Origin of the sequence: Pseudoalteromonas sp. P1-8 (genome assembly GCF_001399985.1) — a bacterium.
GTDB lineage: Bacteria > Pseudomonadota > Gammaproteobacteria > Enterobacterales > Alteromonadaceae > Pseudoalteromonas.
The window spans coordinates 23,762-34,877 of the sequence record NZ_LJSO01000022.1 but is presented as its reverse complement, the minus strand read 5'-3'; the positions used below and the strand labels follow the sequence as shown (position 1 = coordinate 34,877).

The window sequence follows — 11,116 nt, the reverse complement described above, 5'->3', positions numbered from 1 at the left end:
GCTGATACCTTCACGTTTTTGGTAATCATATGCAAACGTGATGTTACCTTTATCGTTTGAGATACCACCTACAACTGAGAACTCAGAAGATGTTGTACCTTCGTCTTGGTCACGGTGACCAGCACCAATGTTGAAGCTTAAGCCTTCGTAGTTGTCTTTTAAGATAACGTTAACAACACCAGCCATTGCATCAGAACCATAGATAGATGATGCACCTTCAGTCATGATGTCGATACGCTCAACTGCAGCCATTGGAATAGCATTTAAGTTAGCTGATGCGCCACCTAAAGTTGGTGAACCTGGGAAACGACGACCGTTTAATAGTACAAGTGTACGACGAGAACCTGCACCACGTAAGTTGATTGTTGCTTGAGACTGAGCAGAGCTACCTGAACGCTCTGAGAAAGAGCCGAATGAGTTCAGTGAGCTTGAACGAAGAGCATCAGCTACAGTAAAGTCACCTTCCATTTTAATATCAGCAGATGTGATGCTGATTACAGGCGATGCACCTTCAAGATCAGTACGCTTGATGCGTGAACCTGTTACTTGAATACGCTCAACTTTTTCTGCGCTGTCGTCTTCAGCTGCAACAGAAGATGCAGAAAATGCAGCTGTTGATGCAGCACCAAAAGCAATTGCTAAGCGAACTGCTTTAGAAACTTTATTATTTAACATTTGATTCTCCCTGGACCACTATATTGTGGTTATATTTAGCATAAGCTTGTTTATTATTTGTTATCGCATCAGGACTGCGACCAACAAATAATAAACAAATTAAACAAAATATCCAGACATTTGTTTATAAAAAATTAATAAAAAACCACAAATGAAACCAAACTTTAATCTATCGAGCAAAATTCGTACAAAACAAAACACCAGCAAACCCATTAAAAACGGGACAAGCGTGAAGTTTTAAGTTTTAAAACAATTGAATTTGTTTATTTATTACCGATGAAGCAAAAGTCCCCAAATCAACAACAATCATTTCAGCTATTGGCAATAATTGTTTATTAACATAAATGCCATAATCATATTTATGTTTACCTGTGTAGTACTCAGCGCCGTTAGCGGTGTAAACATATTCAATTATTTGACCACGTTGAAACGTTAGGTGGGGATTGTCAGCTAAATGCTGTTTCGCTGCTTTTACATGAGGAGGGATGTTTTTTTGATAATCAGTGAGATGCTGACCCAGTCGCTTGCGATAGGTTAGCTTAGAATCGAATTCACCTGCATAAAGTTTTTTAACATACCTATCAAAGGCTTGAAAAATAAATTCTTGTCTGTAATTTTCAGAAAATAATATTTCAAATAATTCTGTCTGAAATTCATGAGCAAGTTCTGTCCAATCACTTCTTACGGTTTCCATACCTTTGAAGACTAATTTTGAAGCGCCATTTTTTTCAACTTTTCCTACATAACGCTTTTTTGAACCCATTGTTTTGCCTCTAATTGTGGGCATAAAAAATGGGCTATAGTGGGTTTCGTACTCAATTTCTAAAAAACTGTCTATTTTATAATCTTGCTGCAAAACCTGCTGCCAGCGTTTGTTAATTTTATCTGCCAGTTTCGTACCGATTTCATTACAGTTTAGTGAATTTAGATCATCATCAAGCTTAACAAAGGTTGAATCTGTATCACCATAAATGACGTTATAGCCCCACTCTTCTATCCATTGCTTAGTTGTTTGCATTATTTCATGGCCACGTAAAGTAATTGAGCTCGACAATCTCGGGTCATAAAAACGACAACCTTTAGAGCCAAGTACACCGTATAAACTATTCATAATGATTTTAATTGCCTGCGAGAGCATAGGCTGGTTTTTATCTTTGGCTATTTGTCTTGTTGCTGCAAGTTCACGAATAAGCTCAGGCAAATGGTGCTCAGTACGTGAAAACTGTGCTTGGTTAAAACCTTCGATTGCGTCATCTGGCTTTTTTAAACCTTCAATTAGTCCCAGAGGGTCTATACAAAATGTGCACATTATTGATGGATAAAGGCTTTTGTAGTCAAGCACCAAGATATTCTTATATAGGCCAGGCTGCGATGACATGACATAACCACCTGGGCTGTCAAAACTTAAGCCATGATCGCCTAAATTAGGGGCTACATAGCCACTTCTATGTAATAGCGGCAGATAAAGGTTAGTGAAGGCGGCAACTGAGCCACCCATTCGTTCTAATTCAAGTCCGGTGAGTTGGCTTCTCACAACAGCAAAATCGAGTAACTTAAGTTTCTCAAAAATTCGCAGCACTAACATGCAATCTTGTCTGTTGTAATTAGCAAGAGACAGTTTGTCTTCATTAAACTGGCGAATAATTTCTTCTAAGCGATTATCTGTGCTGATCAGCTTCTCTTCGCCAAGCTCAATACTCGCGACATTGGCAAGGCTAAAACTATCGTAGTGATAGGTGGCGTTTTTTAGGGTATCAATACCATCTACAACTACTCGGCCAGGTATTGTAATACGGGTAAAATTACCTTGCCGCAGCTGCATTTTTTCTTTATTGCGGCCAAGCGGTAATTCGACACCGAGTGCTTCAGCGCGGGCATGTAAAACACTAAAGTCAAATTCAATCACATTCCAACCAATGATCACATCAGGGTCGACAGTTTCAATGTGTATACAAAGCTGATTGAGTAAATCAATTTCATCCACACACCAATGAAGGTTAAATTCAAGTTCACTGGTATCTTGTGGCTGGCCTACCATCAACACTGTATCTATGTGTGCCCCTACTAGACCTATTGAAAATAGCACTCCTTCACCATTACATTCTATATCGAGCGACAAACTTGAAAAATGTGGCGTAAAATCGTTATTTTTTTTGAACTTAGTATCTGTTAAAACAGGATATGGATGGCTTTTTATTTGTATTCCCTGAGCCCAAACTGACCCTTTAATGAAACGCTCCATTAAAAATCTATCAACAGGGCGAATATCATCCTCATATACTTTTATATGCTGCGCTTTGAGTCGTTTCGCTGCATTGTAATAGTGCTTTAATGATGAAAAGTAACAAGAAACTACTTCTTGTTGCATAAAGCTCTTCAGTGCCACAGGTTTAATTTCACAAAAAATACCATGCTCTGAAAACACTCTATTCGCAGCGTCTATTTGAGATTCATTAATAAAGAACACTGCTTTTTGCGGTGTGCTTATTAGTTTTACAGGCCCTTGCTTAGATAAAATCCACACCACAATCGAAATGCCCTTAGCGCTATCATAGCATTGCGTGGAAAGAATAAAGCCGGAGGCTAACTGCATGTAATTAAACCTTTTTACTATAATTTAGGCATATTAGTTAAACAAAGCTAAGTTGATTAACTAATTAAAGTAACAAGTCGCTTGTAGTTGCCCAGTTAAATCTCTAAAATTCATTACTGTAATTATATACATACTTTAGGTTTTCTGGGCATGCTTTCTGACTCTTTAAAAAAAACAATTCGGCAAATTCATAAGCATGTTGCTGATAACCTCACCGATTACCGCCCTAGAAGCAGTCAAAACTACTTAGTTGCCGAGATAGCAAAAACCCTGGCTGGCGAGTATCACAAGAGCCAACGAATTTGTGTTATTGAAGCAGGCACCGGAACCGGTAAGTCACTGGCGTATTGTTTAGGGGCATTGCCTTTAGCGATGGCCAAGAAAAAGAAATTAGTGATTTCGACGGCAACCGTTGCCCTACAAGAGCAGTTAATTAGTAAGGAGCTGCCTTTTTTTAAAGAGCACTCTGGCCTAGACATCAAGTTTGATTTAGTGAAAGGTCGGCAGCGTTATATCTGTGCACAAAAACTCAGTGCTGCTGTAAATGGCGACAGTCAAACGCAAATGGAGTTTATGCCGACCCTGTCATCGCCGCTTTCTGATATGGAAACCAAATGCTTAAAGCAACTTTATGATGCTTATTCAAAAAAGCAATGGCAAGGCGACCGCGATAGCTGGGCTGATACCATCCCTGATAAAGTGTGGAATTTAATTGCCTGTGATAAGCATTCATGCCAACGACAAATGCGCGCTCATCAGCTCTGCCCTTTTCATATGGCACGTCAGCGTCTTATGCAAATGGATGTGCTAGTGATCAACCATTCTTTATTACTGGCTGATCTTGATTTGGGTGGCGGTAAAATTCTACCTGAGCCTGACGATACAATTTATGTAATCGATGAAGCGCACCATTTAGCGCACATCACCCGCGATTTTTCTTCTGCTGCAGCAACCATTAAAGGCACCATAGACTGGCTCGACAAGCTGGTTAAATTTGCTGGTAAAATGGCCAATGTGCTCGTAGGTCAAAAAGCAATTGGGCAAAATTTTAAGCTCAGTGACAGTATCAATGATGCTGGTAAAAACTTAAAAGTGGTGCGTGATATTCTTGATAACGCAGACTTTAACTATAACAGTGATGACACCTATCGTTTTGAGCACGGTGAAATCCCAGCATCTTTACATACCAAAGCAAAAGATATTAGCGATGCCACCCTTGATGCCCTAAGAGCACTCAACAAGATGCACGATACCCTAGTGCAAGACGTAAGTGATGGCGATATAAAACCTTATGTGGCCGATCCAATCTTGGCTGAAAGTGGTCAGTACATTAATCGCTTAGAGTTATTAAACAAGCTGTGGTTTAGCTACGCCACAAAAGGCGAAGGTATTCCACATGCCAGGTGGATAAAACGCTTGGAATATAAGAACCATCACGACCATTTACTCAGTGATTGCCCTATTGAAGTTGGCTATTACCTAAAAGATAAATTATGGAATCAATGTGCGGGTGCCGTACTTTGTTCAGCCACCTTAACTGCATTGGGTTCATTTGATCACTTTGCCTATGAATGCGGTCTTGCCAAAGAAGAAGGCGTAAAATACATAAAAGTCCCTTCTCCGTTTGATTACCCAAAACAAGCGACGCTACATATCCCTGCCAGCCATATTGAGCCGACCGATAAAGCGTTTAGCGACCACTTGGCTGAGCAATTACCTAAGTTCCTTGATGATAAAAAAGCAAATTTAGTGTTATTTGCCTCTTATTGGCAGATGGATCATGTTGTTAAAGCGCTTCGTAGCAAAGGAATTGAGGTCTTAGTGCAAGGTGAAATGTCTCGTGAAGCACTGCTTAAAAAGCATAAAGCCAATGTAGATTTAGGCCGTGCTAGCTATTTATTTGGTACTCAAAGTTTATCTGAGGGTCTTGATTTACCAGGTAAATACTTAGAAAACCTGGTAATTACAAAAATTCCATTTGCGGTGCCTACCTCACCAATAGAAGAAGCGCAGGCTGAGTTTGTGCAAAGTAAAGGTGGCAACCCGTTTCTTTCGATAACCGTACCTGATGCGGCAAAGAAATTAGTACAAAGCTGTGGTAGACTGCTGCGCAAAGAAAATGATCAGGGTCGCATTACTATCCTTGATCGCCGTTTAGTGACCAAGCGATATGGCAAAGCCATGCTCGATACCTTGCCACCTTTTAAAAGACAAATTGATTATTAATGTTTGAATTAGCTTTAGACCCAGCAACCTGGGCACTATTATGCGCAGTCGCACTGGCAGCGGGCTTTATTGATGCAATTGCAGGCGGTGGCGGGATGTTAACTGTGCCAGCGCTATTAACTGCAGGCTTACCGCCCCATCTCACCCTAGGTACCAATAAACTTGCAGCGAGTTTTGGCTCATTGACGGCCAGCGTGACTTATTTTCGTAAAAAGTTGTTCAACCCACGGTTTTGGGCTGCATCTATTTTAGCGACAGCTATTGGGGCACTCGTAGGCACTTTAGTGGTTGATTACTTAAGTATTGAATTTTTAAATAAATTACTACCGGTGGTGATTATTTTAGTCGCTTGTTACAGCTTATTTGGCAGTTTGAGTACAACTGAGCATAACGAGTTACCAAAGCTTGATAGCAAAACTAAAATTAAACAATGGCTACAAGGATTAGGGCTTGGTTTTTTTGATGGTTTAGCAGGCCCCGGCACTGGCACATTTTGGACAGCCTCAAATAGCCTATTATATAAAATGAGTTTGTTGCTTAACTGTGGCCTTGCCCGCTCAATGAACTTTGTTTCAAACTTTATTTCTTTGATCACATTCGTGGCGCTTGGCCATGTGAACTTTTTACTTGGTATTACAATGGGCTTTTTCTTGATGCTTGGAGCATGGTTAGGAGCACATTCAGCAATAAAGTTTGGTAGTAAAATGATCCGCCCAGTGTTTAACACTGTGGTTATAGTGTTAGCATTAAAGTTAATCTATGAGGCTTATTTATAAATGCAATCGACTGCTTTTGATAAACTACGTTCACAAATTGAAAGGCTCAAACAATTAGCCACACAATTTGATAAGGGTAATTTATTTGCTAAAAATCGCTATATGCAAGCCCAACCAAGTTTGTTTGATAAAGCCGTGTTTAGCACAAAAAGTATGAAGCTAGCGGACTACGTAAGCGAAATCGAAGATGAGCTTAACAGCTTGCCGCCTGCTGAGCATCGCCATGCTTACCAATATGCACTTGAGCGCATTACCCTTCAGGTAGAGGCGGTATTTAATGTGATCAAATCAACCCCGGTATGGGCTAAAGAAAATAAGTACAGTTTTAAGCCAAAAGCTAAACCACAGGTTTATAAACAAGCAGTTAAAAAAATCATGCAGTCATCCCATGAACTTTATGACGAACTAAAGCAAAACCATGAGTTTGAACGCCGCTTAGTATTGATGATCGAAGAGCGAAAACTAAAACTTGAAGCTGCAAATACACAGCAAGCAGCCGAAATTAACAAAGAAATACTCGCATTACACGCAAGACTTGGCCGTTGCCGTAAGGCAATTTCTGCCACTGAAGACAAAATTCAACAGGTCGAGAAACAGCAGCTGAGATAATGTTTTACTACCATCCAAGTTATTCAGCGTTAGCTTTACCTGAGCGTCACCGCTTTCCAATTGATAAATATCGCTTGTTAAAACAGCTTGTCAGCAACTTCATTGATGAACAGTATTTCATTACCCCACAACAAGCCACTAAAGCGCAGCTTACTCTGTGCCATAACCCCGACTATGTCGACGCTTTTTTAACTGGCAGTCTTGATAGCAAAGCCATTAAAAAAATGGGCTTTCCTTGGTCCACTGAATTGGTTGAACGAACACTTTACTCTGTTGGGGCGAGTATTCAAGGCGCTGAGTTTGCTTTGCAACGCGGTGCGGCTTTTAATCTAAGTGGTGGCTATCACCATGCTTTTACGGGCTATGGTAGTGGCTTTTGTATTTTTAATGACTTAGCGATAGCTGCTGCACACTTGATTGATACTGAGCAAGCCGACTCCGTATTAATCTTTGACTGTGACGTTCACCAAGGCGACGGTACAGCTGAAGTTACGCAACTACATCCTCAAATAATTAGCTGCTCAATTCATTGTCAGCAAAACTTCCCCCGCATTAAGCAGCAATCAAACTACGATTTTGCTTTAGAGCATGGCACTTCAGATACTGAATACCTAGAGACAGTCAAACAAGCTTTAGCTCTGACCATTAGACTCCACCAGCCAGATATCATTTTGTATAACGCCGGCGCAGACATCGCAACAGATGACGAATTAGGACACTTTCAAGTGAGTTTAGAAGGCGTGTATCAACGTGATCATTTTGTATTAAGCCAAGCGAAGGAAGCTAATATCCCAGTGTTTGCAGCTATGGGCGGCGGCTATCAACGAAATGTAAGCCGTTTGGTTGATGTTCACGGTCAGCTTTTTAGGGCTGCTGTCGATTTATTTTAAAGCTTGGTATACACTAAAAGTGACTATTTAATTAGGCTTATTTTGTATGAAAATGCATGACGACATTCACAACTACTATGAAAAATTAGTTGTCGAAGACATCACTAAGCGCAACTTAGAATCAACCTATAGTGATGATATTATGGCAGATTTATGCTGCACCGTATTAAACCAACTGCCTGCCCGCTACATCCGCTACGATGTCGATATGGAATTTTATTTACCACAAACAGAGCGCATTAAAATGGAGCAACAAGTGCAAACTGCTATCGATGTTGCCATTAGCCAAGTTGCTAAGAAAAAGGAACTAAAAGCATGAGCAGTGAGTTAGAAAGCGCACCTAACTATATAAAAATTGCTGTTGATCTCATTATGCTCTTAGAGCAAAACGATGTTCCCGCAGAAGATGTATTGGCGGCTTTAGAGATCGTAAAATCTGATTTTGAAAAAAAACTCCCACAATCAACTGATTAATAGTCCGAAAATGGCGAGTATTGGGGCATAAATTTGGTATGCTCAGGTTTTATAATTTAAGAATGTAAAACCATGTCATTGCCAAGTTTATTACGCTTATTCATCCTTGCTGCTATTTGGGGTGCTTCCTTCTTATTTATGCGCATGGCAGCGAATAGCTTAGGCCCTGCAGTATTAATTGAGTTAAGAGTCGGCTTTGCAGCTATAACACTGTTTATTTTTGCGCTGTACTTACGCAAGAAACTTGCGTTCGCGACCCACAAAAAGCATTTTTTCATTCTTGGCGCGCTTAATTCCGCCATTCCTTTTTTATTGTTTGCCTATGCAGCACAAACAATTAATGCATCTACCTTATCCATATTAAACTCAACAACGCCAATTTGGGGTGCCATCGTGGGTATTATTTGGAGTAAAACAAAACCCACTAAAAGTATGTTGCTTGGCTTACTGTTGGGTTTAACGGGCGTGGCCATTTTGGTAGGTCAAAATAGCCTGACTATCGACAGCCAAGCTATCACGGCAATTGTTGCGGCACTGTGTGCTTCACTCAGCTACGCCATCGCATCCCATTACACTAAACATGCACCTAAGTTATCTGCTTTTGATAATGCCCATGGCAGTATGTGGGCGGCGAGTATCATGGTGCTGCCGCTTATTTTTGTTATTCCTGCCAGAGAAATGCCAAGTAACGAGGTTATGCTTGGTGTGGTGGCACTCGGAGTGCTATGTACTGCAGTGACATATATCTTGTTCTTTCGCTTGATTGATGACATTGGCCCAACCTCTGCGTTGACTGTTACTTTTTTGATTCCACTTTTTGGCATAGTGTGGGGAAATTTAATTTTAGATGAGCAAATTGGTCCCAATACCTTGGTTGGCGCACTCTGTGTTATCGCAGGTACCATGCTCGTTACAGGCTTTATTCGCATTAAGCCGTTTCTAAAACGAAACACCTTGTAACAGAATGCAAATTGCATTTTTAAATACAATCTATACTCTATTAGGTACTAAAAAAGGAAGGAGAAGTGTATGTCAGGTACTACCATGGTGGTGTTAATCGTGCTGATATCAGTTGGCTCTGGGGTAATTTATGATATGTATAAAAAACACCTTGAGTTTAAATCACGAACTTTAAAAAATTCAAAAGAAGCCAACGAACATGTAGCCGAAGTAACAAAAGAGCTGCAAGAGCTAAGAGAGCGAGTACAAACTCTCGAAGCCATTGTTACTGACTCTAGCTACAGCGTAAAACAAGAGATTAATAAACTTTAATTAAGTTAACTCTAATTAAGATAATAATGCACTGTATTGTTCAAGCACAGGCTGATAATAATCGGCGTCTTGATTTAACATACGTTGGTAATGAGCACATAACTGCTTTAAATACGTTTGGTGCTCTTTACTTGTTAGCTGCCACATTGAGTGCCCTACTCGCGTGATCGGCTGCGAAGATGACTCACTCATGGCAATAACTTCATAAAATCGTTTGTTTTCACACACCAACTGCTCAGAGACGAGCCCCAAGGGCAGTGTTTGTAAATAGCTACGAACTTGATAACTGTGATGCACTGGGCAAACAATAAAGTCGATATGCGTATTTGGCTGTTGGCTTACAATCTTCGCTAAGAACTGCACTAACAACTCACCACCCACTCCAGCAATAATAACAAGATGGCGTTTTTTAGGATCTGGTGAAATCATTGCTACATCTTGGCAATGTACCTGCCAACGGCCGCGTTGCTCTCTTGTAGCAAAACGTTCGAGTTTATCACTTAGTGCCTGCATTAACTCAGGCACAATATCAACAAAATGTATAAGCGGTGCTTTATCTTGCTGTAGCAGCTCAATGCCTAACAAACCGTGATCACAGCAACAATCCCAGATTTCGTCATAACCTGAATCTACCACATCAATGATGGCTGATAGTCGTTTACTCAGTGCCATTAGTTTGCTGTTTTATAAACTAACGCTTTTAAGCTGCGATCACTGTCTACTTCAATAAAACCATCAGTAGGAGCTAATCGCTCAACAAAACTAATTGCTCCTTGTGTATGAACGCTAATGAGATCTTTAAACGCCTGCTCTGAAAGCTCAGGGCTATTGGCACACAGTAATAATTGGGTGTTTTCATTTAACAGCTCAGGTAAACGACGCAAGATTTTTTGATAATCCTTGGTCAATATAAAGCTGCCCTTTTGAAAGCTCGGTGGATCAACAATGATTAATTCATACGGCGCTGATTTTTTTAGTTTACCGAATGATTTTAAAATATCGTGCGGAAAATAACTAACCCCTTGAGCAAAACCATTTAACTGATGGTTTTGTTTACCAGTTCGCAGCACCCCTTTATTCATATCCATATTAATAACTTGGTCAGCACCGCCTTGCATTGCTGCAACAGAGAAGCCACACGTGTATGAAAATAGGTTGAGCACTTTTGCATTTTTACTATTGGCTTGAACAAACTCTCGGCCACGGCGCATATCAGGGAAAATCCCAGTATTTTGGCGACTCAATAAATCGACTTTAAACTTAATACCATTTTCACTGACATGGTGCTCTTGGGGTAATTCACCAAACATCAGGGCATTACGAGTGTTAATGCCGCTACGTTGTTGGTAAACCAATGCACTTACAAGCTCTGGCGCATTCTGTTGCGCCCATTGCCACAGGGTATCAGTTAATTGCGCAAGCACTTGTTCATCTATTTCTTGATATGAAACTAAAAAGAGTGCTGGCGGATAAAAGTCTAAGTTTATGTGGCTCAGCTCAGCGACTGAGTGACCACGGCCATGGAATACACGACATAATTCATTAGCAGCAAGTGGAGCCTCTGCTAAGGCATTTAAAATGGCAGAAAAATCGTTTGTCAT

Annotated in this window: 12 protein-coding genes; 8 read left to right on the top strand and 4 right to left on the bottom strand. The window is 40.4% G+C overall.

Going from position 1 to position 11,116, the window contains the following annotated elements; translation table 11 throughout:
* On the bottom strand, window positions 1-675 hold a 675-nt coding region (locus AN213_RS20450; protein WP_236702940.1), incomplete at its 3' end, for a TonB-dependent siderophore receptor.
* A gap of 244 nt (window positions 676-919) precedes the next feature.
* On the bottom strand, window positions 920-3,268 hold the full coding sequence (locus AN213_RS19505) for a DNA polymerase II (RefSeq protein ID WP_055199427.1): 2,349 nt from the start codon (window positions 3,266-3,268) through the stop codon (window positions 920-922).
* Window positions 3,269-3,418: 150 nt separating this feature from the next.
* Between AN213_RS19505 and dinG the strand changes: the two genes are divergently transcribed.
* The 8 genes from dinG to AN213_RS19470 all read left to right on the top strand — a co-directional run bounded on the left by dinG (window position 3,419) and on the right by AN213_RS19470 (window position 9,515).
* Window positions 3,419-5,494, top strand: coding sequence for an ATP-dependent DNA helicase DinG (gene dinG / locus AN213_RS19500; protein WP_055021494.1), 2,076 nt, complete (start codon window positions 3,419-3,421; stop codon window positions 5,492-5,494).
* Window positions 5,494-6,270: a TSUP family transporter gene (locus AN213_RS19495; protein ID WP_055021493.1), complete on the top strand. Its 777-nt coding sequence runs from the start codon at window positions 5,494-5,496 to the stop codon at window positions 6,268-6,270. The genes dinG and AN213_RS19495 overlap by 1 nt, the downstream gene beginning before the upstream one ends.
* Window positions 6,271-6,879 (top strand): primosomal replication protein, encoded by a 609-nt coding sequence (locus AN213_RS19490; RefSeq protein WP_054563653.1) that lies wholly within the window; start codon window positions 6,271-6,273, stop codon window positions 6,877-6,879. It begins immediately after the preceding gene.
* Window positions 6,876-7,769, top strand: coding sequence for a histone deacetylase (locus AN213_RS19485; protein ID WP_173637084.1), 894 nt, complete (start codon window positions 6,876-6,878; stop codon window positions 7,767-7,769). The genes AN213_RS19490 and AN213_RS19485 overlap by 4 nt, the downstream gene beginning before the upstream one ends.
* Before the next feature lie 46 nt (window positions 7,770-7,815).
* Window positions 7,816-8,088, top strand: coding sequence for a late competence development ComFB family protein (locus tag AN213_RS19480; RefSeq protein ID WP_055199425.1), 273 nt, complete (start codon window positions 7,816-7,818; stop codon window positions 8,086-8,088).
* On the top strand, window positions 8,085-8,243 hold the full coding sequence (locus AN213_RS20130; RefSeq protein ID WP_082401733.1) for a YbaM family protein: 159 nt from the start codon (window positions 8,085-8,087) through the stop codon (window positions 8,241-8,243). The genes AN213_RS19480 and AN213_RS20130 overlap by 4 nt, the downstream gene beginning before the upstream one ends.
* 72 nt (window positions 8,244-8,315) lie before the next feature.
* The gene (locus AN213_RS19475) at window positions 8,316-9,203 is read left to right on the top strand and encodes a DMT family transporter (RefSeq protein WP_055199424.1); all 888 of its coding nucleotides are present in this window, start codon (window positions 8,316-8,318) and stop codon (window positions 9,201-9,203) included.
* Window positions 9,204-9,272: 69 nt separating this feature from the next.
* Window positions 9,273-9,515, top strand: coding sequence for a hypothetical protein (locus AN213_RS19470; protein ID WP_054563649.1), 243 nt, complete (start codon window positions 9,273-9,275; stop codon window positions 9,513-9,515).
* A gap of 15 nt (window positions 9,516-9,530) precedes the next feature.
* On the opposite strand, the gene AN213_RS19465 is transcribed toward AN213_RS19470, so the two are convergent.
* Together AN213_RS19465 and AN213_RS19460 are read right to left on the bottom strand one after the other, a co-directional pair.
* Window positions 9,531-10,187 (bottom strand): tRNA (adenine(22)-N(1))-methyltransferase TrmK, encoded by a 657-nt coding sequence (locus tag AN213_RS19465; protein ID WP_055199423.1) that lies wholly within the window; start codon window positions 10,185-10,187, stop codon window positions 9,531-9,533.
* Complete coding sequence (locus AN213_RS19460; RefSeq protein WP_055199422.1) at window positions 10,187-11,116, bottom strand: class I SAM-dependent methyltransferase; 930 nt, start codon at window positions 11,114-11,116, stop codon at window positions 10,187-10,189. Before AN213_RS19460 ends, AN213_RS19465 begins: the two co-directional genes overlap by 1 nt.